This is a genomic window from Pseudomonas sp. BMS12, assembly GCF_001592875.1.
In the GTDB taxonomy this organism is placed as follows: domain Bacteria; phylum Pseudomonadota; class Gammaproteobacteria; order Pseudomonadales; family Pseudomonadaceae; genus Aquipseudomonas.
In genome coordinates this window covers 497239-517056 of sequence record NZ_LSOF01000005.1, presented here as the reverse complement: position 1 = coordinate 517056, position 19818 = coordinate 497239, and the positions used below count along the sequence as shown (strand labels likewise).

Sequence of the window (19818 nt, the reverse complement as noted above, 5' to 3'; positions counted from 1 at the left end):
GTGCCGGCAGATACAGGCGCTGATGTGTGTGAGCGGAACAGTCTTGGTTGTGGTGCGAGAGTGACCGGTACAGTTGTGTTGGCCGGCGGTACAGTTGCGCACCACCGGCCGTGCGCCGCGCTCACGGACCGAGCATGTCGTGCATGGCGATGATCTGCTCGGCGACCTGGATCAGTTTCTGCTGACGGCTCATGGCCTGGCGGCGCATCAGGGTGTAGGCGTCCTCTTCGTTGCAGCTCTTCATCTTCATCAGCAGGCCCTTGGCCAGCTCGATGCGTTTGCGTTCGGCCAGCTGGGCGTCACGGGCCTGCAGCTGGGCGCGCAGAGCCTGGTCGCTCTCGAAGCGGGCCATGGCCACGTCGAGGATCGGCTGCAGACGTTCGGCATGGATGCCCTCGACAATGTAGGCGCTGACCCCGGACTGGATGGCCTGGCGCATCACCTGTGGATCATGTTCGTCGGTGAACATGACGATCGGGCGCGGCTGGTCGCGGCTGACCAGGACCACCTGTTCCATCACGTCGCGGCCGGGGGACTCGGTATCGATCAGGACCACATCCGGGCGGATGGCCTCGACTCGCTCGGGCAGGTCGATGGTCAGCCCGGATTCGTCGATCACCTCGAAACCGGCTTCGATCAGCGCGCTCTTCAGGCGGCCGACCTTCTTCGGGGTATCGTTGATCAGGAGTATGCGTAGCATCGTGCTGTGATCTCGGTGTGTTACAGGGCGATGGCGGTTTGGTCGCTGCGCGCGTGGATGGCAAAGCTGTTGGCATAGGCAGCCGGATCGCTGCCGTCCCAGACACTGCCATCAAGCAGGGTAGAGCGGCGCATCGGTTGCTCCGGCACCTCGACACCAACGGCTTCTGCGGCCTGACGATAGAGCTCCAGCTGGTGTACGTCGCGGGCGACGGCGAGGTAGTCCGGGTCATCGCGCAACAGGCCCCAGCGGCGGAACTGGGTCATGAACCAGATACCGTCCGACAGCCAGGGCATGTTCACCTCGCCGCCGGCGAAGAAACGCAGGGGATGGGCGTCCAGCCAGGCGTGGCCGAGGCCGTCCTCGTACTGGCCGAGGAAGCGCGGCTGGATGGCCGACAGCGGCGCATCGACATACTCGCTGCTGCTGATCAACTGGGCAGTGCTGCGGCGGTTTTCCTCGCTTTCGTCGATGAAGCGGCTGGCTTCCAGCACGGCCATGGTCAGGGCGCGTGCGGTATTGGGGTATTGCTCGACGAACTCACGAGTGACCCCCAGCACCTTTTCCGGGTGATCGGCCCAGATCATCTGGCTGGTGGCCAGGGTGAAGCCCTGTTCCTCATCAACCGCCAGGGCGCCCCAGGGGCCGCCGGCGCAGAAGCCATCGATGCGCCCGGCGCGCAGGTGGGTGACCATCTGCGACGGTGGCACCACCACGGTGTTGACGTCCTCCAGCGGGTGAATGCCCTGGGCCGCCAGCCAGTAATACAGCCACATGGCGTGGGTGCCGGTGGGGAAGGTCTGGGCGAAGGTGAGTTTTGCACCGCCTTGGCGCACGCGTGCGGCGAGTGCCTCGGCAGTGGTCACGCCCACTCGCTTGAGCGGTTCCGACAGGTTGATGGCCTGGCCGTTCTGGTTCAGCCCCATGAGGATGGCCATCTCGGTAGCGGGGCCGCCGATACCCAGGTGAATGCCGTAGACCTGGCCATACAGTGTCTGCGCTGCGTCCAGCTCGCCGCTCAGCAGGCGGTCGCGCAGGCCTGCCCAGGAAGTCTGCCGCTGCAGGTTGAGGCTCAGGCCGTACGGCTGGGCGAAGCCCTGAGTGGCGGCGACTATCAGTGAGGCGGAGTCGGTGAGGGCCATGAAGCCCAGGTTGAGTGCGCTCTTCTCTGGTGCGTCGCTGCCGGCGACCCAGGCCAGGGCGTCGTGTTTGGAGGTGCTGCTGTCGGTCATGTGCTTGTTCCGCCGTTGAACAAAAAGGCGCCGCCCCGGCTACCGCTTAAGCGGGTAGCTGGAAACGACGCCATTGTCTATGAACCGGCTCCGCCGTTGGAGTGGGTTCTGCTACAGACGGTAAAGCAAGCGATGTGCCAGTAAAACAAAACCCCGCATTGGCGGGGTTTGGTCTTCGCGGTTGCAGCTTTCAGCGTTCCAGCATCTGTTTCACGTTGGCCTGCGGAATCTGCTGTTTGCGCCCCTCGCTGTCTTCGAACTCGATCATGCCGGTGTCTTCATCCAGTTCGGGCTTGTCGGCTGTGGTGAGCATCTGCCCGTCGGTGGTGGTGATGATGTACTCGGTGGCGCAACCGGCCAGGGCAAGCAGGGCAAAGGCGGCGAGAAGGAAATGCTTCATGCAGAGAGCTCCATTCGAGGCCCGCATGCCGGGCCGACAGGACAAACCTAGGCGCGGCGTGCGGGGAGTTCAAGTTTCCCGCGGCAAAGAAAAAGGGGATGCCTGAGCATCCCCTTTTGGTTTGTCGCCTCAGGCTCAGACCTGCGGCTTGGCCTCTTCCTCTTCCACCGGCTGGGTGGCTGGAGTCGAAGCCTGTTCAGCCTCGGCCTCGGCGGCGGGTTGTGCCACCGGCTCGCTGCTAGTCGCTGCGGCTTCTACTGCTTCGGCTTCAGGCGCAGGGGTTGGTTCGGCTGCTGCCTCAACAGGTGCGGCTTCCTGCACGACAGGCTGCTCGACGACCTCGGCTACGGCTGCTTGCTCGGCCTGAGCCGCGGCTGCGGCGGCCAGGCGTGCGGCTTCCTGCTTGCGGCGACGCACCTCGCGTGGGTCGTTGGGCGCGCGGCCACTGCTGGTGGCTGCAACTGCGGGGGCGGCGGCCGGAGCTGGTGCTGGCGCGGCTTCTTCCACGACCACGGGCGCTGCCGGCGCTTGCTCGACTGCAGCTTCAACCACAGGCGCTTCCACCTGCTGAGCTTGCTCTACCGGGGCCTGTACGGCCGGGGCGGCGGGTTCAACAGCTTCGGCAGGGGCGGCTGCCTCCACGGTCTCAGCTTCGGGCGCAGGGCTAGCTGGGGTCGGCTCTGGCTGGGCCTGAGGCTCTTCGCTGGCAGCAGTCAGAGCGGCTACAGCGGCGACAGCAGCACTTTCCGCCGAAGTGGTGGTGGCGCCTTCGGTCGCCTCTTCAGCGGCCTCTTCACCTTCCTCGGCAATCGGGTTGCCGTCGGCATCGCGCAGGCGCTCGCGGCGGTTGCTGCGACGACGCTGGCCACGGGAGCGACGACGTGGACGATCGCCACCTTCGTTGGTTTCCTGGCCATCTTCCTGCTGTTCGACGTTTTCCAGTGCTTCTTCGGCCGGTTCGGCGTTCAGCTCGGCGCGCGGTTGGCGCTCCTCGCGTGGCGGGCGCGGCTGGCGCTCTTCGCGCGGTTTGCGCTCGGCGTTCTGCTCACGGCTTTCGGTGGTGGCACCATCCAACGGTTCACGCAGTTCACGGCGACGCTCATCGCGCGGCTCGCGGCCTTCGCGCGGCTGGCGCTCGCGACGGTTTTCCTGGCCTTCGCCACGCGGCTGGCGCTCTTCGCGCGGCTCACGGGCTTCACGCGGTTGACGTTCTTCACGCGGCTCGCGGGCTTCGCGTGGCTGGCGTTCCTCGCGAGGTTTGCGCTCTTCGCGCTCGGCACGTTCGCCACGCTCACTGCGGTCACGGTTGCCACGACCGTCGCGGCGGTTCTGCTGGCGGCCACCACGGCGTTCATCATTGCGCGGCTTGCGCTCGGCAGGCTTGGCCTCGACAACCGGCTGCTGCTGTTCTTCTTCCTTGCCGGCGAAGATGCTCACCAGCGACTTGACCAGACCCTTGAACAGGCTCGGTTGCGGCGTGGGGGCGGCAGGCGCCAGCGGGGCAGCCGGAGTCGGTGCGGCCGGGCGCGGCGGTGTGGTTTTCAGTGCGGCTTCCTGGCGGACCAGGGTGCGGGTGGCGCTGACCGGCTGGGCATCTTCAACTTCAGTGGCGGCCATTTCATAGCTGGATTGGCCGGTCATCACTTCCGGGCTGTCATCGCGCAGACGCTGCACTTCGAAGTGCGGGGTCTCCAGATGATCGTTCGGCAGGATGATGATGCGAGCGCGGGTGCGCAGCTCGATCTTGGTGATGCTGTTGCGCTTCTCGTTGAGCAGGAAGGCGGCAACCGGGATCGGCACCTGGGCGCGGACTTCGGCGGTGCGGTCCTTCAGGGCTTCTTCTTCGATCAGGCGCAGAATGGCCAGCGACAGCGATTCGACGTCGCGGATGATGCCTTGGCCGTTGCAGCGCGGGCAGACGATGCCGCTGGTCTCGCCGAGGGACGGACGCAGGCGCTGGCGGGACATTTCCAGCAGGCCGAAGCGCGAGATGCGGCCGACCTGAACGCGGGCACGGTCGGCTTCCAGGGCTTCGCGGACTTTTTCTTCCACGGCGCGCTGGTTCTTGGCCGGGGTCATGTCGATGAAGTCGATGACGATCAGGCCGCCGATGTCGCGCAGGCGCAGCTGGCGGGCGATTTCCTCGGCCGCTTCCAGGTTGGTCTGCAGGGCGGTTTCTTCGATGTCGCCGCCTTTGGTGGCGCGCGCCGAGTTGATGTCGATGGACACCAGGGCTTCGGTCGGGTCGATGACGATGGAACCGCCGGACGGCAGCTTCACTTCGCGCTGGAAGGCGGTTTCGATCTGGCTTTCGATCTGGAAGCGGTTGAACAGCGGCACGCTGTCTTCGTACAGCTTGATCTTGCTGGCGTACTGCGGCATGACCTGCTGGATGAAGGCCAGGGCTTCTTCCTGGGCTTCGACGCTGTCCACCAGCACTTCGCCGATGTCCTGGCGCAGGTAGTCGCGAATGGCGCGGATGATGACGTTGGATTCCTGGTAGATCAGGAAGGGCGCGGCGCGATCCTTGGAGGCATCCTTGATCGCGGTCCACAGCTGTACCAGGTAATCCAGGTCGAGTTGCAGTTCTTCACTGGAGCGGCCGAGGCCGGCGGTGCGCACGATCAGGCCCATGTCGCCCGGGGCATTGAGGCCGTTCAGCGCTTCACGCAGTTCGTTGCGCTCTTCGCCTTCGATGCGACGGGAGATGCCACCGGCACGCGGGTTGTTCGGCATCAGTACCAGGTAGCGACCAGCGAGACTGATGAAGGTGGTCAGGGCTGCGCCCTTGTTGCCACGTTCTTCCTTCTCGACCTGGACGATGACTTCCAGGCCTTCCTTGAGCACTTCCTTGATGTTGACGCGGCCGCCTTCTGGCGACTTGCTGAAGTATTCGCGGGAGATTTCTTTCAGGGGCAGAAAGCCGTGGCGCTCGGCGCCGAAGTCGACGAAGGCGGCTTCGAGGCTGGGTTCGACGCGGGTGATGCGGCCTTTATAGATGTTGGCCTTCTTCTGCTCGCGGGCGCCGGACTCGATGTCCAGGTCATAGAGCTTCTGGCCGTCTACCAGGGCGACACGCAACTCTTCGGGCTGAGTTGCGTTGATCAGCATTCTTTTCATGTTGTACCAATGGTTTCCGGGGCTTGCGGAAACGGCGTTTGGCACACACGACTCTCACGGTCGGTGTCAGGGTGCGCCCGGAGTGGTCGTAAATCACTCTGGTGTCTAGCGGTTTGGCCAGTGGGGCCTGTACCGCGACAACGCTCCTGTTTGCTGTGGTGACAGAAGCACTCAGTCAGGGGAGGAATCAACCGTTCGCTGCGGACGAATGTGAAGCGTCTTGGTAATGCCTGTAGCTACGCAGTTCGACGGTTGTGCATCTCCACCCTACACGTATCGCTGAAATCGGGTGCCGCTCGCAGTATCTGCAGCGGGTTTGCATTATCGCAGGCTAGGCCTGCGCGTCTGTCGAGCCTGGTTGGCGATCTCGCGGCAGGCTCGTTGGCTCAAGGCTTTGTTTCCGGAATTCATCGCGCTCTGTGCGGCGAGAGTTCCGTCGGACGGCCTTACGTCCTGAATGGGTTGCGCTCGGCAGGGATGGCATGGATGTCGATCATCCGCTGACCGGGCCGCTTTTGGCGGCGTTCGCGACTATAGCAGCAATGATTAAGTGCTTCAATTCCATAAAAAATTGTTATGATCGCCGCCATGACTACTCCTGCCTCCCCGACCTCCGGCGTTCAGCTGCTTGAGGTCGCGCCTGAGCTTGCCGGCCAGCGCATCGACAACTTCCTCCGCACCCAGCTCAAAGGTGTGCCGAAAACCCTCATCTATCGCATTCTGCGCAAGGGCGAGGTGCGGGTGAATAAAGGGCGCATCAAGCCCGAATACAAGCTGCAGGCTGGCGACATCGTGCGCGTGCCGCCGCTGCGTCTGGCCGAGCGTGACGAGCCTGCGCCGCTGGCCTCAAGCCTGCTGGAGCGCCTGGAGGCAGCTATTGTCTATGAGGACAAGGCGCTGATCGTGCTGAACAAGCCGGCCGGTATCGCCGTGCATGGGGGGAGTGGTCTCAATTACGGCGTGATCGAGGCTTTTCGCCAGCTGCGTCCGGATGCCAAGGATATCGAGTTGGTGCATCGTCTGGATCGCGATACTTCGGGGCTGCTGATGATCGCCAAGAAGCGCAGCATGCTGCGTCATCTGCACGAGGCGCTGCGCGGCGATGGCGTGGACAAGCGTTACATGGCGCTGGTGCGTGGTAGCTGGCCGACCTCGAAGAAGAAGGTGGCGGCGCCATTGCTGAAGAACAATCTGCGCTCCGGCGAGCGGATGGTCGAGGTCAACCCCGAGGGCAAGGAGGCGCTTACCGAGTTTCGCGTGCTGCGCCGCTTCGGTGAGTTTGCCACCTTGGTCGAGGCCAGCCCCATCACCGGGCGTACTCACCAGATCCGCGTGCATGCCAAGCATGCAGGGCACTCCATCGCGGGTGACAGCAAGTATGGCGATGAAGAATTCAGTCGCGAGGTGCGTGAGTTGGGGGGTAAGCGTCTATTCCTGCATGCGTACGCGCTGAAGATCGAGCTGCCTGATGGGCAGTTCCTGGAGCTGCAGGCGCCCGTCGATGCGATGTGGGAGCAGACTCTGGAGCGCATGGGTGCCTGATTATCAGCTGTTGATCTTCGATTGGGACGGCACGCTGGTCGACTCGATAGGTCGGATCGTCGAGTCCATGCATCGTGCTGCAGGCTCCTGCGGTTTGTCGCCGCTTACCGATGAGGCGATCAAGGGCATCATTGGTCTGGGGTTGCCGGAAGCGATTCAGGTGCTTTACCCGGACCTGAGCGACGAGGTGCTTATCGCACGCCTTCGTGACGGCTATGGTGAGCACTATCTGGCGCTGGAGCGTGAGCCGTCGGCATTGTTTCCGGGTGTCGAGGAGTCGTTGGTCGCGTTTCGCGAGCAGGGTTACAGGTTGGCGGTGGCTACCGGCAAGACTCGGCGCGGCTTGCAGCGAGTGCTGGAGGGGCGTGGCTGGCTCGAGTTCTTCGACGTTACTCGTTGTGCCGACGAGACGGCGAGCAAGCCGCACCCGCGTATGCTGCATGAGATCATGGCGCACTGTGCGGTGCCGGCAGAGCGGGCGCTGATGGTGGGCGATTCTTCCTTCGATCTGCTGATGGCGCGCAATGCGGCGGTGGATTCGGTTGCGGTGGGCTTTGGTGCGCAGCCGCTTGAGAGTCTGCTTGCCCATCGGCCGCGTTTGGCGATCAATGAATTTTGCGAACTGCGTGCCTGGCTGGAAGGGCGCGCTCCCGTTGGAACGGTTGAGGTGGGTGCGTATGTCGGATGAATGGAAAGCGTCGGCTGGCGATGATAAAGCCTGGAAGTTGCTGGAGAAGACCCTGCAGGCTGGCGTGGTCGAGCAGCGTCGGGCGCGACGCTGGGGTATTTTCTTCAAGTTGCTGGCGTTCATTTACCTGTTTGGTGCGCTTGCGCTGTTCAGTCCGCTGATGAAGCTGGGCAAGTCGGCTTCCGTGGCTGAAAGCCATACGGCGCTGATCGAGGTGCGCGGCATGATCATGGCGGACGAGGAGGCCAGTGCCGACAATATCGTCAGTGGTCTGCGCGCGGCATTCGAGGATGAGAAAACCAAAGGCATCATCCTGCGTATCAACAGTCCGGGCGGCAGTCCGGTGCAGTCCGGCTACATCTATGACGAGATCAAGCGCCTGCGCGGCGAGTATCCGGACACCAAGGTCTATGCGGTGATCAGTGATCTGGGGGCTTCCGGCGCCTACTACATTGCCAGCGCGGCCGACGAAATCTATGCCGACAAGGCTAGTCTGGTAGGTTCCATCGGTGTGACGGCGGCGACTTTCGGTTTCGTGGGTGTCATGGAGAAGGTCGGCGTGGATCGCCGTGTCTATACCTCTGGTGAGCACAAGGCGTTCCTCGATCCGTTCCAGCCGCCCAAGGAGGAGGAGACTCGCTTCTGGCAGGGTGTGCTGAAAACCACGCACCAGCAGTTCATCGATAGCGTGAAGCGCGGGCGCGGCGAGCGGCTCAAGGTGGATGGTCATCCGGAGTTGTTTTCCGGATTGATCTGGTCCGGTGAGCAGGCGCTGCAGCTGGGGCTGGTCGATGCGCTGGGCAGCAGTAGCTACGTGGCGCGCGAGGTGATTGGCGCCAAGACGATCGTCGATTACACCCGCGAGGAGAGTCCTCTGGATCGCTTTACCAAGAAGCTCGGGGCCAGCGTGGCCGAGCGTCTGGCCATGTGGATGGGGTTTCAGGGGCCTGCGTTGCGTTGATCTGTTGTGAATGAAAAAGCCCGGTCTTGTGCCGGGCTTTTTCATTTATAGGGCGTGAGTGCTCAGGGGATGGCGACTCCGGCATTGCTGAGCATGCTCACCAGGCGGATCAGGGGTAGGCCGATCAGGCTGGTATTGTCTTCGCCTTCGGTGGCACGGAACAGGCTGATGCCGAGGCCTTCGGCCTTGAAGCTGCCGGCACAGTCGTAAGGTTGCTCGGCTTCGAGGTAGCGCCGGACCTGCGCTTCACTCAGTTGGCGGAAGTGCACAGTGAAGGGAATGGCGTCCACCTGGCAGTGGCCGCTGTTGCTGTCGAGCAAGGCCAGGCCGGTAATAAATGTCACGCTGGAGCCGCTTGCGGCCAATAGCTGGTCGCGGGCGCGGTTGAAGTCGTGGGGCTTGCCGAGAATCTGGTTGCCGAGGATCGCTGCCTGATCCGAGCCTATGATCAGGTGCGCCGGGTGCTGCTTGCTCAGTGCGCGGGCCTTGGCTTCGGCGAGGCGGCGGACCAGGGCTTCGGCGCTTTCCCCGGCGTGTGGGGTCTCGTCGATGGCGGGTGCTGCGCAGGTGAAGGGGTGCCGGAGGCGGGCCAGCAGTTCGCGGCGGTAAGGCGAGCTTGAGGCGAGCACCAGAGGTTGCATGGGAATCTCCTGTCTGAGCGCGCGATTTTAACGATCACGGCTGCCGACGGACAGGGTGGAAATTCCTTTGACAGTCGCAGGGTGCATCCCTAGAATGTCGCGCCTATGTCGAATGGGCCGATTCCACCTCACGTTGATCCGCGTAAACTCGCCGATCGCGGTGTCACCCTCCAGGGGGAGATGCTGCTGGCCAGTTTCGAGCGTCTGTGCGACCCGCTGGCCGATAAGGCTGGTTCGGTTCACGCGAAGCTGGTCTTCGAACGTGGCGAGCGTCGTGCTGTGACTATTCACAGCGAGCTCGAGGTTGAGGTCAAGATGGTTTGCCAGCGTTGTCTGGAACTGGTCGCCCTGCCGATCCGCAGCGAGTGTCATTACGCGGTGGTAAAGGAAGGTGCGGATACCCAGTCGCTGCCCAAGGGCTATGACGTGCTGGAAGTGGGTGAGGATCCTCTGGATCTGATGGCGCTGGTCGAAGATGAGCTTTTGCTCGCTCTGCCCATTGTTCCGGCCCATGCCCCTGAGGAATGCCAGCAGCCGGTCGGTGCAAATGAGCCCGAGCCGAGCGAGGACGAGGTACCGCGGTCCAACCCGTTCAGTGTTTTGGCGCAGTTAAAGCGTGACCCAAACGTTTAGGAGTTATTGAGTTATGGCTGTTCAGCAGAACAAAAAATCCCGCTCTGCCCGCGACATGCGCCGTTCCCACGACGCGCTCGAGGCTAATGCCCTGTCCGTCGAGAAGAGCACCGGTGAAGTTCACCTGCGTCATCACGTGTCCCCGGAAGGTTTCTACCGTGGCCGTAAAGTGATCGACAAGGGCGCCGACGAGTAATCCTTGTCTGCTCCACTGATCGCGATCGATGCAATGGGTGGGGACTTCGGTCCCCACTGCATTGTTCCAGCCTGCGTCGCCAGTCTGGTTGAATTCCCCTCGTTACACCTGGTCCTTGTCGGCCAAGCTCCTGTCCTTGAAGAACTGATCTCTCGCCACCCTGGTGTCGATCGCGCGCGCCTGCGTGTCGAGCACGCCACTGAAGTGATCGGTATGGATGAGCGCCCCACGCATGCCTTGCGGGGCAAGCCAGATGCGTCCATGCGCGTCATGCTTGAACTTGTTCGCAGTGGTCGCGCTCAGGCGGCTGTCAGTGCGGGCAATACCGGTGCGCTGATGGCGCTGTCCCTCTATGTGCTCAAGCCTCTGCCCGGCATCGATCGGCCGGCGATGGTCACCGCAGTGCCGACGGCCACGGGCTTCTGTCATCTGCTCGATCTGGGCGCCAATGTCGATTGCAGTGCGGATCAGCTCTATCAGTTTGCGGTGATGGGCTCGGTGGTGGCCGAGGCGCAGGGCATTCATCAGCCGCGGATCGCATTGCTCAATGTCGGCACCGAAAGCATCAAGGGCAATCAGCAGGTGAAATTGGCGTCGAGCCTCCTGCAGCAGGCTGCAGGGCTCAACTACGTTGGTTTTGTCGAGGGCGATGGTCTGTATCGCGGTGAGGCGGATGTGGTGGTGTGTGACGGTTTCGTCGGTAACATCCTGCTCAAGTCCAGTGAGGGGCTGGTATCGATGATTTCCGCGCGCATCGAGGCACTGTTCAACGAAAGTCTGGTATCGCGCATGGCTGGTGCGGTGGCGATGCCCTTGCTCAAGCGCCTGCAGGGTGAGCTGGCGCCGGCGCAGCATAATGGCGCCAGCTTTCTTGGCTTGCAGGGTATTGTGGTGAAGAGCCATGGTGGGGCCAGTGTTGAAGGTTTCCAGAGCGCTATTCGTCGGGCTGTAATCGAGGTGCGTGAAAATCTTCCGCAGCGCTTGTACGGGCGTCTGGAAGACCTGCTTCTCTGAGTGGCAACTACTTCGTCCAGCCGTTCTGCGCTTGGAACTCAGGGGGGTTGTCGGTCTTGAATCGTCCGCGGGTGTGACCGCTGCCGCGAGTGCTTCATCCAATCTGCAATTGCCGGTTCGGCCATGTCGTTCCGTTCTCTTCGACCCACGATCATAAAAGGGTACGTTTGATGTCAGCCTCTCTCGCCTTCGTTTTCCCTGGCCAAGGTTCGCAATCGCTCGGCATGCTCGCCGAACTCGGTGCTCAGCAGTCGCTGGTACGCGACACTTTTGGTGAGGCTTCCGACGCGCTTGGTTACGATCTCTGGGCGCTGACTCAGTCAGGTCCGGAAGAGCGCCTCAATGAAACCGACAAGACCCAGCCTGCCATTTTGGCTGCATCCATCGCCCTGTGGCGTCTGTGGCTGGCTCAAGATGGCGTGCGTCCGGCGTTTGTTGCAGGCCACAGCCTGGGCGAGTATTCGGCGCTGGTGGCTTCTGGTGCTATCGAATTTCGCGATGCCATCAAGCTCGTAGAGCTGCGCGGCCAGCTGATGCAGCAGGCTGTGCCGGCAGGGCAGGGTGGTATGGCCGCGATTCTTGGCCTGGAAGATGCCGATGTACTGGCGGCCTGCGCTGAAGTGGCCAATGGTGAAGTGGTCAGTGCTGTCAATTTCAACGCGCCAGGTCAGGTCGTCATTGCTGGCGCCGCCGCGGCCGTCGAGCGTGCCATCGAGGCCTGCAAGGCGCGTGGTGCCAAGCGCGCCATGCCGCTGCCGGTCAGTGTGCCGTCGCATTGCGCGTTGATGCGCCCAGCGGCGGAAAAATTTGCCGGGGCGATCAATGATCTGGCCTGGCAGGCCCCGCAGATTGCTCTGGTGCAGAACGTCAGTGCTGCCGTTCCGGCGGACCTGGATCGCCTCAAACAGGATCTGCTGGCTCAACTGTACAGTCCCGTACGCTGGGTTGAGTCAGTCGTCTTCCTGGCGGCTCAGGGTGTCACCGAGCTGGTCGAGTGCGGCCCGGGCAAAGTGCTTGCAGGCCTCAACAAGCGCTGCGTCAAAGGTATCAATACTCACAATCTGGAAACCCCGGATGCCTTCGCTGCCGTGCGCGCGGCGCTGGCCTGAGCCACAAGGAGAGAATCATGAGTCTACAAGGTAAGGTCGCACTGGTTACTGGTGCTAGCCGTGGTATCGGTCAGGCCATCGCGTTCGAGCTGGGTCGTCAGGGCGCAGTCGTAATCGGCACTGCTACCAGCGAGGCGGGTGCTGCCCGCATTGGCGAGACCCTGAAAGCTGAGGGTATCCAGGGTGCCGGCCTGATGCTGGACGTGGCCAGCGATGAGTCGGTGAGTGCTGTGCTGGAGCAGATCCAGAAGGACTTCGGCGCGGTGACCATTCTGGTCAACAACGCCGGCATCACCCGCGACAATCTTATGCTGCGCATGAAGGACGAGGAGTGGTTCGATGTTATCAACACCAACCTCAACAGTCTGTTCCGTCTGTCCAAGGCAGTGCTGCGTGGTATGACCAAGGCTCGCTGCGGGCGTATCGTCAACATCGGTTCGGTGGTCGGTGCCATGGGTAATGCCGGGCAGGTCAACTATGCGGCAGCCAAGGCGGGGCTTGAGGGTTTCAGTCGTGCTCTGGCGCGCGAAGTCGGCTCTCGTGCTATCACCGTCAACTCGGTCGCTCCCGGTTTCATCGATACCGACATGACCCGCGAACTGCCGGAAGCGCAGCGCGAGGCGCTGTTGACCCAGATTCCGCTGGGGCGCCTGGGGCAGGCGGAGGAGATCGCCAAGGTGGTTGGTTTCCTGGCTTCCGAGGGCGCTGCCTACGTTACTGGCGCCACGGTGCCGGTGAATGGCGGCATGTATATGAGCTGAATGTGACTCGGCTCTGCAGGAAACTGTCATAAAAGCCGTCTAAAGTCCGTTACAAAAGTGCAACCGGCGGCAGGCAACAGTTCGAGGGGCCTGGCATTCAGCTTGAAAGTTAGAAAACCCTTTCTATACACTGCAGCCCAGCTGCACGGATCTTTTTCCATAGGAGTGAAAACAAGACATGAGCACCATCGAAGAACGCGTCAAGAAAATCGTCGCCGAGCAACTGGGCGTGAAAGAAGACGAAGTGACCAACAGCGCCTCCTTCGTTGAAGACCTCGGTGCCGACTCCCTTGACACCGTTGAGCTGGTAATGGCTCTGGAAGAGGAATTCGAGACCGAGATCCCGGACGAGCAGGCTGAGAAAATCACCACCGTTCAGGAAGCCATCGATTACGTTACCGCGCACGCTTAAGCGCTAGTAATCGCCGGTTTTCGGCCCAGGAAAAGCCGCACTGCCCGAAAAGGCGTGCGGTTTTTCTTTGTTGGGCCTGGTTCAACAAGAAAGAGGGTTGTGCAGTGTCGCGTAGACGCGTCGTGGTTACCGGTATGGGCATGCTGTCGCCGCTGGGTACTGATGTGGCCAGCAGCTGGCAGGGCATTCTGGCGGGCCGTAGTGGTATCGGCCTGATCGAACATATGGATCTTTCTGCCTTTGGCACGCGTTTCGGCGGGTCGGTGAAAGGGTTCAATGTCGAGGATTATCTGTCGGCTAAAGAAGCCCGCAAGATCGATCTGTTCATCCAGTACGGCTTGGCCGCCAGCTTCCAGGCGATGCGTGACTCCGGTCTGGAGATTACCGACGCCAATCGCGAGCGCATTGGTGTGGCCATGGGTTCCGGTATCGGCGGTCTGACCAATATCGAGACCAACTGCAAATCCCTGTTCGAGCAAGGGCCGCGGCGTATTTCGCCGTTCTTCGTGCCTGGCTCGATCATCAACATGATTTCCGGCTTCTTGTCGATCCATCTGGGTCTGCAGGGGCCGAACTACGCCATCGCTACCGCCTGCACCACCGGTACCCATTGCATTGGCATGGCCGCGCGCAATATCGCCTACGGCGAGGCGGACGTGATGGTCGCCGGTGGCGCCGAAATGGCGACCTGTGGCCTGGGTATGGGCGGCTTCGGTGCTGCCCGTGCGCTGTCCACCCGCAATGATGAGCCGGCCAAGGCCAGCCGCCCGTGGGACAAGGATCGCGATGGTTTCGTGCTGTCCGACGGTGCCGGTGCATTGGTGCTGGAGGAGCTGGAACACGCCAAGGCGCGGGGCGCGACCATCTATGCCGAGCTGGTCGGTTTCGGCATGAGTGGCGATGCCTATCACATGACGTCGCCGCCCGAGGACGGTGCCGGCGCGGCCCGCTGCATGGCCAATGCCCTGCGGGATGCCGGCCTCAATGCCGAGCAGGTGCAGTACATCAACGCCCACGGCACCTCAACTTCCGCGGGCGACAAGGCCGAAGCCTGCGCCGTGAAGTCGGTGTTCGGCGAACATGCTTACAAGCTGTCTGTCAGTTCGACCAAGTCCATGACGGGTCACCTGCTGGGTGCTGCGGGTGCGGTGGAGGCGATCTTCAGCGTGCTGGCCCTGCGCGATCAGGTGGCGCCGCCGACCATCAACCTGGATGAGCCGGACGAGGGTTGCGACCTCGACTTCGTCGCGAATCAGGCCAAGCCTTTGGCGATCGACGCGGTGCTGTCCAACTCCTTCGGCTTCGGCGGCACCAACGGTTCGCTGGTGTTCCGTCGCTTCAACGGCTGATGCTGAGCTGGGTCGACGGCCTCCCGGCCGCGGAGCTGCCACTGAGCGACCGCGGCCTGGCCTATGGCGATGGCCTGTTCGAGACCATCGCCGTACGCGGCGGTCGCGCGGTTCTGCTGCCGCGTCATCTGGCTCGCCTGGGTGAGGGGTTGCGCCGGCTGTCCATCAATCTCGACCTGGTTGCGCTGGAGGCCGAGCTGTCGGCCTTCTGTACTGAGCTGGGCGAGGGCGTGGCCAAGCTGATCGTTACCCGTGGCGATGGCCTGCGCGGCTATGCGCCGCCGCAGCCGGCCAGTGCACGGCGTATCCTGCTGGGCAGCCCGGCGCCGAGCTATCCCACTGTGAATGCCGAGCAAGGCGTGTGCCTGTTTCCCTGCGCCACGCGCCTGGCCGAGCAGCCGCTGCTGGCCGGGCTCAAGCATCTCAATCGCTTGGAACAGGTGCTGGCGCGTGGCGAATGGCAGGATGCGGCCTTTGCCGAAGGTTTGCTGCGCGATATTTCCGGGCGCGTGATCGAAGGCGTGTTCAGCAACCTGTTTCTGGTGCGTGAAGGTGTTTTGCTGACGCCGGATCTGTCGCGTTGCGGGGTCGCTGGCGTAATGCGTGCCGAAGTGCTGGCGCTGGCTGAGACGCAGGGAATTGAGCAGCGGGTGAGCGATATCGACTACGACGAGTTGCTCGCCGCCGACGAAGTCTTTCTGTGCAACAGCCTCTATGGCATCTGGCCGGTGCGGCAACTGTCCGCAAGCGTCTGGCCGGTTGGCCCGCTCACCCGTAAACTGCAGGGCCTTGTCCGCAGTCTTCTGGATTCCTGATTCGTGATTCGCAAGTTAATGCAGCTGCTGGTTGCCGGCCTGCTGGCCATTCTGTTGGCGCTGGTAGTGGCGGGTTGGCAGCTGCAGCGCGCACTCGAGCAACCTTTGCAACTGGAAGCCGAGCGCCTGCTGGAAGTCGTGCCTGGTGATACCCCGGGCGGCCTGCTCAATCGCCTGCAGGCCGAGGGCGTAGTGAAAGGTGCTTTCTGGCTCCGCCTCTATTGGCGCTTCAACCTGCCCCATCAGGCCCTACACAGCGGTGAATACCGGCTGACGCCCGAGCAGCGCGCACGCGATCTGCTCGGTCTATGGCAGCGCGGTGAAGTCGTGCAGTACAGCCTGACCCTGGTGGAGGGCTGGAATTTCCGCCAGGTGCGCGCCGCGCTGGCGCGCCAGGAGGCTCTCACGCAGAGTCTCGCCGCGCTGAATGACAAGGCGCTGATGGAGAAGCTGGGCCTGCCAGGTGTCAGTCCGGAGGGTCGCTTCTTCCCCGATACCTATCGCTATGTTCGAGGGATGAGTGATCTTGACCTGCTCAGACAAGCCAGCACGCGTCTGGATCAGGTTCTGGCCGAGGAGTGGGACAAACGCGCCTCGGGCCTGCCGTACCGCAAGCCATACGATGCCTTGATCATGGCCTCGATGGTGGAGAAGGAAACCGGCGTGGCCGAGGAGCGCGGACAGATTGCCGGTGTCTTTGTCCGGCGCCTGGCCATTGGCATGCGCCTGCAGACCGACCCGACCGTGATCTTCGGCCTGGGCGAGCGCTACAAGGGCAATCTGACCCGGTCTCACTTGCAGATGCCGACGCCGTACAACACCTACGTGATCGACGGCATGCCGCCGACCCCCATTGCCCTGGCCGGTCGCGAGGCGATCCACGCGGCCCTGCACCCGGTGGCGGGGCGCAGCCTGTACTTCGTCGCCCGTGGCGACGGCAGCCATGTATTCTCGGAAACCCTGGTGCAGCACAACCGTGCGGTGCGCGAGTATCAGCTCAAGCGCCGCGCCGGCTATCGCTCCAGTCCCGCGCCCAGATAAGGAAACCCTGTGAACGGTCTGTTCATCACCCTGGAAGGCCCGGAAGGGGCAGGCAAGAGCACCAATCGCGAGTACCTCGCCGAGCGTCTGCGTGAGCGTGGTATCGAGGTGCTGCTCAGTCGCGAGCCGGGCGGTACGCCGCTGGCCGAGCGTATTCGAGAGTTGCTGCTCACCCCCAGCGACGAGGCGATGAGTAGCGATACCGAGCTGCTGCTGGTATTCGCCGCGCGTGCCCAGCACCTGGCCGAAGTCATCCGCCCGGCATTGGCGCGCGGTGCTGTGGTCCTGTGTGATCGTTTCACCGATGCCACCTATGCCTATCAGGGCGGCGGTCGTGGCCTGAGCGAGGCGCGCATCGCCGAGCTGGAACGCTTCGTTCAAGGGGCGCTGCGGCCCGATATTACTCTGGTGTTCGACCTGCCGGTGCAAGTCGGCCTGGCGCGTGCCGCTGCCCGCGGGCGCCTGGATCGCTTCGAGCAGGAAGGGCAGGGCTTCTTCGAGGCGGTTCGACAGACCTACCTGCAGCGCGCCAACGCAGCCCCGGAGCGCTACCGCGTGCTGGACGCCGCACAGACGCTGGAGCAGGTTCAGCGCGAGATCGATAGCCTACTGCCGGAAATTCTGGAGCGTTGCCGTGGCTGAGGCCTATCCCTGGCAGGAGTCGCTCTGGCAGCAGTTCGCCAGTCGTCCCCAGCATGCTCATGCCTACCTGCTGCACGGCCCTGCCGGCATCGGCAAGCGCGATCTGGCCGAACGCCTGATGGCTTTTTTGCTCTGCCAGAGCCCGACGCCCCTAGGGGCTTGCGGACAGTGCAAGGGCTGCCATTTGCGGGCGGCAGGGACTCATCCGGACACCTTTGTGCTGGAGCCGGAGGAGGAAGGCAAGGCCATTCGCGTCGATCAGGTGCGTGAGTTGGTCAGCTTCGTCGTACAGACCGCCCAGCTCGGTGGACGCAAGGTCGTGCTGCTGGAACCGGTGGAGGCGATGAACATCAATGCCGCCAACGCCCTGCTGAAAAGCCTGGAAGAGCCCGCAGGCAATACCGTGCTGCTGCTGGTCAGTCATCAACCCAGCCGCTTGCTGCCGACCGTGAAGAGCCGTTGCGTGCAGCAGGCCTGTCCGCTGCCGAGCGAGGCCGCCAGCCTGGCCTGGTTGACCCAGGCGCTGCCCGAGTGTGGTGAGGAGCAGCGTCGCGAGCTGCTGACCCTGGCTGGCGGTTCTCCCTTGGCCGCGCGCCGCCTGCATGGTCAGGGTGTGCTGGAGCAGCGCGCTCTGGTGGTCGAGGGGGTGAAGAAGCTGCTCAAGCAGCAGGCCAGCCCCAGCCAGCTGGCCGAGGCCTGGAAAGCACTGCCGATGACCATGCTGTTCGACTGGTTCTGCGATTGGGCCCAGCTGATGTTGCGCTACCAACTGAGCCGCGATGAGGAGGGGCTGGGCCTCGCCGATATGCGCAAGGTCGTGCAGTACCTGGCCGACAAGACGCCGCAGCCCAAACTGCTGGCCATGCAGGACTGGTTGCTGCAGCAGCGGCAGAAAGTCCTGGGCAAGGCCAACCTCAACGGTGCACTGCTTCTCGAAGCCCTGCTGGTGCAGTGGGCAAGCCTGCCCGGACCGGGCTAGAATCGGTGATTGGAATGATTGCCAGGAAAGCCGCATGAGTTTGCCACCTAACCTCGGACCGCGAAACGGGATCCTGTCCCTGACCATCAAGGACAAGTCGGTGCTGTACGCCGCCTATATGCCTTTCATCAGGAATGGCGGTCTGTTCATCCCCACCAGCAAGAGCTACAAGCTGGGCGACGAGGTGTTCATGCTGCTCAACCTGATGGACGAGCCGGAGAAGATTCCGGTCGCCGGCAAGGTTGTCTGGATCACTCCCAAGGGTGCCCAGGGCAACCGCGCCGCGGGTGTCGGCGTACAGTTCAACGATGGTGACAACACCGCCCGCAACAAGATCGAGACCTACCTGGCCGGCGCCCTCAAATCGGATCGCCCGACCCACACCATGTAAGTCGCGTGGACAAGCTTCAAGGCAGAGGCGCCCGGAATGGGCGCTTCGTCATTTCAGAGATAGAGAAATTCCATGCTGGTTGATTCCCACTGCCACCTTGATCGCCTCGATCTGACGGCCCACGACGGCTCCCTGGATGCGGCGCTGCAGGCTGCCCGAACCCGTGGCGTGCAGCATTTCCTGTGCATTGGCGTCAGCGCCGATAACGCCGGCGCGGTCAAGGCGCTGGCCGAGCGCTACACCGATGTCGACTGCTCTGTCGGGGTGCACCCGCTGGATCTGGAGCAGGGCACGGCGCCGGCGCTGGACTGGCTGCTCGGCGAACTGAATCATCCCCATGTAGTAGCCATCGGCGAGACCGGCCTGGACTACCACTACGAACCCGAGGCGGCCGAGTTGCAGCAGCAATCCTTCCGCCTGCACCTGGAGGCGGCCACGATCACCGGCAAGCCGGTGATCGTGCACACCCGTGAGGCGCGTGCCGATACCCTGGCACTGCTGCGTGAGGCGGCGCTGCCGCAGGCCGGGGTGCTGCACTGCTTCACCGAAGACTGGGACATGGCCAAGGCGGCCCTGGATATCGGTTTCTATATCTCGCTGTCCGGCATCGTCACCTTCCGCAATGCCGACGCCCTGCGCGAAGTGGCGCGCAAGGTGCCGGCCGACCGACTGCTGGTGGAAACCGATTCGCCTTATCTCGCGCCCATCCCGCACCGTGGCAAGCCCAACCTGCCGCAGTATGTGCGCGAGGTGGCCGAGTTCCTGGCTATGGTCCGTGGCGAATCGTTCGAGACTCTGGCAGAGCAGACTACGGCCAACTTCAAGCGTCTGTTTCCGCAGGCGCGGGTCGTCTAAAGCGATCCGTGGGGCGAAAGCGCTATCAGAGTGGCCAGGCATCGATCCGCATATGGCGAAGGGTGCCGAAGTGGGTTAGCTCGGTAAGTGTCTTTCAGCTATCTACCTGAAGCAGTCTGATGAGACCGGCTGCCTTGGTCCGTGGATGGTGGTCTCGCTTAATTGGTGTTGATAGTGCCATAAGCTCACGCTGGCATTAATGAGCCTGTAATCACCTGTTGAGTGGCCGAAAGACTCAAGGTTTGAACCCTTCGTCTTTGCTTTCATCTGGCGGGGCGATGTTCCAGAAGTTTTCACTGGCGGCCTGCTGATTAGCGTTCTCTTCGTCCTCTGAGGT

The 19818-nt window shown here is 62.8% G+C and carries 21 protein-coding genes; 16 read left to right on the top strand and 5 right to left on the bottom strand.

Annotation, left to right across the window (positions count from 1 at the left end):
- Positions 1 to 121: 121 nt before the first annotated feature.
- The 4 genes from AYB31_RS05810 to rne all read right to left on the bottom strand — a co-directional run bounded on the left by AYB31_RS05810 (position 122) and on the right by rne (position 5452).
- Positions 122 to 700, bottom strand: a complete 579-nt coding sequence (locus tag AYB31_RS05810; protein WP_068826666.1) for an ANTAR domain-containing response regulator — start codon at positions 698 to 700, stop codon at positions 122 to 124.
- 20 nt (positions 701 to 720) lie between these two features.
- Entirely contained in the window at positions 721 to 1932 is a 1212-nt protein-coding gene (locus AYB31_RS05805; RefSeq protein WP_068826664.1) for a CmpA/NrtA family ABC transporter substrate-binding protein, read from the bottom strand.
- A gap of 190 nt (positions 1933 to 2122) precedes the next feature.
- Entirely contained in the window at positions 2123 to 2332 is a 210-nt protein-coding gene (locus tag AYB31_RS05800) for a YgdI/YgdR family lipoprotein (RefSeq protein ID WP_068826663.1), read from the bottom strand.
- Positions 2333 to 2467: 135 nt separating this feature from the next.
- Positions 2468 to 5452 (bottom strand): ribonuclease E, encoded by a 2985-nt coding sequence (gene rne, locus AYB31_RS05795; protein ID WP_068826661.1) that lies wholly within the window; start codon positions 5450 to 5452, stop codon positions 2468 to 2470.
- A gap of 588 nt (positions 5453 to 6040) precedes the next feature.
- Here rne and rluC point away from each other — a divergent pair.
- From rluC to sppA, 3 genes are read left to right on the top strand one after another with little or no spacing between them, the layout of a single operon-like run.
- Positions 6041 to 6994: a 23S rRNA pseudouridine(955/2504/2580) synthase RluC gene (gene rluC, locus AYB31_RS05790; RefSeq protein WP_068826829.1), complete on the top strand. Its 954-nt coding sequence runs from the start codon at positions 6041 to 6043 to the stop codon at positions 6992 to 6994.
- The gene (locus tag AYB31_RS05785) at positions 6987 to 7682 is read left to right on the top strand and encodes an HAD-IA family hydrolase (protein WP_177332275.1); all 696 of its coding nucleotides are present in this window, start codon (positions 6987 to 6989) and stop codon (positions 7680 to 7682) included. Before rluC ends, AYB31_RS05785 begins: the two co-directional genes overlap by 8 nt.
- The gene (gene sppA / locus AYB31_RS05780; protein WP_068826659.1) at positions 7672 to 8643 is read left to right on the top strand and encodes a signal peptide peptidase SppA; all 972 of its coding nucleotides are present in this window, start codon (positions 7672 to 7674) and stop codon (positions 8641 to 8643) included. Before AYB31_RS05785 ends, sppA begins: the two co-directional genes overlap by 11 nt.
- 62 nt (positions 8644 to 8705) lie before the next feature.
- On the opposite strand, the gene AYB31_RS05775 is transcribed toward sppA, so the two are convergent.
- Positions 8706 to 9284: a Maf family protein gene (locus AYB31_RS05775; protein WP_068826658.1), complete on the bottom strand. Its 579-nt coding sequence runs from the start codon at positions 9282 to 9284 to the stop codon at positions 8706 to 8708.
- 105 nt (positions 9285 to 9389) lie between these two features.
- On the opposite strand from AYB31_RS05775, the gene AYB31_RS05770 reads away from it, so the two are divergent.
- The 13 genes from AYB31_RS05770 (at position 9390) to AYB31_RS05710 (ending at position 19481) form a co-directional block, all read left to right on the top strand.
- On the top strand, positions 9390 to 9917 hold the full coding sequence (locus AYB31_RS05770; protein WP_068826656.1) for a YceD family protein: 528 nt from the start codon (positions 9390 to 9392) through the stop codon (positions 9915 to 9917).
- 13 nt (positions 9918 to 9930) lie between these two features.
- Complete coding sequence (rpmF, locus tag AYB31_RS05765; RefSeq protein ID WP_021700475.1) at positions 9931 to 10113, top strand: 50S ribosomal protein L32; 183 nt, start codon at positions 9931 to 9933, stop codon at positions 10111 to 10113.
- A 3-nt stretch (positions 10114 to 10116) separates the two neighbouring features.
- Positions 10117 to 11127 carry a phosphate acyltransferase PlsX gene (plsX, locus tag AYB31_RS05760; protein ID WP_177332274.1) on the top strand — a complete coding sequence of 337 codons (1011 nt, stop codon included), beginning with the start codon at positions 10117 to 10119 and terminating at the stop codon, positions 11125 to 11127.
- Positions 11128 to 11297: 170 nt separating this feature from the next.
- Positions 11298 to 12236, top strand: coding sequence for an ACP S-malonyltransferase (fabD, locus tag AYB31_RS05755; protein ID WP_068826653.1), 939 nt, complete (start codon positions 11298 to 11300; stop codon positions 12234 to 12236).
- Positions 12237 to 12253: 17 nt separating this feature from the next.
- Positions 12254 to 12997: a 3-oxoacyl-ACP reductase FabG gene (fabG, locus tag AYB31_RS05750; protein WP_068826650.1), complete on the top strand. Its 744-nt coding sequence runs from the start codon at positions 12254 to 12256 to the stop codon at positions 12995 to 12997.
- Between the two features lie 178 nt (positions 12998 to 13175).
- On the top strand, positions 13176 to 13409 hold the full coding sequence (gene acpP, locus AYB31_RS05745) for an acyl carrier protein (RefSeq protein ID WP_068826648.1): 234 nt from the start codon (positions 13176 to 13178) through the stop codon (positions 13407 to 13409).
- 104 nt (positions 13410 to 13513) lie between these two features.
- The gene (gene fabF / locus AYB31_RS05740; RefSeq protein WP_068826646.1) at positions 13514 to 14758 is read left to right on the top strand and encodes a beta-ketoacyl-ACP synthase II; all 1245 of its coding nucleotides are present in this window, start codon (positions 13514 to 13516) and stop codon (positions 14756 to 14758) included.
- A complete protein-coding gene (gene pabC, locus AYB31_RS05735) occupies positions 14758 to 15573 on the top strand; it encodes an aminodeoxychorismate lyase (protein ID WP_068826644.1) in 816 nt (271 codons plus the stop codon). Before fabF ends, pabC begins: the two co-directional genes overlap by 1 nt.
- Before the next feature lie 3 nt (positions 15574 to 15576).
- A complete protein-coding gene (gene mltG, locus AYB31_RS05730) occupies positions 15577 to 16614 on the top strand; it encodes an endolytic transglycosylase MltG (protein ID WP_068826642.1) in 1038 nt (345 codons plus the stop codon).
- Between the two features lie 9 nt (positions 16615 to 16623).
- A complete protein-coding gene (gene tmk, locus AYB31_RS05725) occupies positions 16624 to 17256 on the top strand; it encodes a dTMP kinase (RefSeq protein ID WP_068826640.1) in 633 nt (210 codons plus the stop codon).
- A complete protein-coding gene (locus AYB31_RS05720; protein ID WP_068826638.1) occupies positions 17249 to 18235 on the top strand; it encodes a DNA polymerase III subunit delta' in 987 nt (328 codons plus the stop codon). Before tmk ends, AYB31_RS05720 begins: the two co-directional genes overlap by 8 nt.
- A 34-nt stretch (positions 18236 to 18269) precedes the next feature.
- Entirely contained in the window at positions 18270 to 18626 is a 357-nt protein-coding gene (locus AYB31_RS05715; RefSeq protein WP_068826636.1) for a PilZ domain-containing protein, read from the top strand.
- A 72-nt stretch (positions 18627 to 18698) separates the two neighbouring features.
- A complete protein-coding gene (locus tag AYB31_RS05710; RefSeq protein ID WP_068826634.1) occupies positions 18699 to 19481 on the top strand; it encodes a TatD family hydrolase in 783 nt (260 codons plus the stop codon).
- Positions 19482 to 19818: the final 337 nt, after the last annotated feature.

Coding starts and splice junctions, on each gene's coding strand:
- AYB31_RS05810 (WP_068826666.1), bottom strand. CDS start 700: ATGCTACGCATACTCCTGATCAACGATACCCCGAAGAAGGTCGGCCGC.
- AYB31_RS05805 (WP_068826664.1), bottom strand. CDS start 1,932: ATGACCGACAGCAGCACCTCCAAACACGACGCCCTGGCCTGGGTCGCC.
- AYB31_RS05800 (WP_068826663.1), bottom strand. CDS start 2,332: ATGAAGCATTTCCTTCTCGCCGCCTTTGCCCTGCTTGCCCTGGCCGGT.
- rne (WP_068826661.1), bottom strand. CDS start 5,452: ATGAAAAGAATGCTGATCAACGCAACTCAGCCCGAAGAGTTGCGTGTC.
- rluC (WP_068826829.1), top strand. CDS start 6,041: ATGACTACTCCTGCCTCCCCGACCTCCGGCGTTCAGCTGCTTGAGGTC.
- sppA (WP_068826659.1), top strand. CDS start 7,672: ATGTCGGATGAATGGAAAGCGTCGGCTGGCGATGATAAAGCCTGGAAG.
- AYB31_RS05775 (WP_068826658.1), bottom strand. CDS start 9,284: ATGCAACCTCTGGTGCTCGCCTCAAGCTCGCCTTACCGCCGCGAACTG.
- AYB31_RS05770 (WP_068826656.1), top strand. CDS start 9,390: ATGTCGAATGGGCCGATTCCACCTCACGTTGATCCGCGTAAACTCGCC.
- rpmF (WP_021700475.1), top strand. CDS start 9,931: ATGGCTGTTCAGCAGAACAAAAAATCCCGCTCTGCCCGCGACATGCGC.
- fabD (WP_068826653.1), top strand. CDS start 11,298: ATGTCAGCCTCTCTCGCCTTCGTTTTCCCTGGCCAAGGTTCGCAATCG.
- fabG (WP_068826650.1), top strand. CDS start 12,254: ATGAGTCTACAAGGTAAGGTCGCACTGGTTACTGGTGCTAGCCGTGGT.
- acpP (WP_068826648.1), top strand. CDS start 13,176: ATGAGCACCATCGAAGAACGCGTCAAGAAAATCGTCGCCGAGCAACTG.
- pabC (WP_068826644.1), top strand. CDS start 14,758: ATGCTGAGCTGGGTCGACGGCCTCCCGGCCGCGGAGCTGCCACTGAGC.
- AYB31_RS05715 (WP_068826636.1), top strand. CDS start 18,270: ATGAGTTTGCCACCTAACCTCGGACCGCGAAACGGGATCCTGTCCCTG.
- AYB31_RS05710 (WP_068826634.1), top strand. CDS start 18,699: ATGCTGGTTGATTCCCACTGCCACCTTGATCGCCTCGATCTGACGGCC.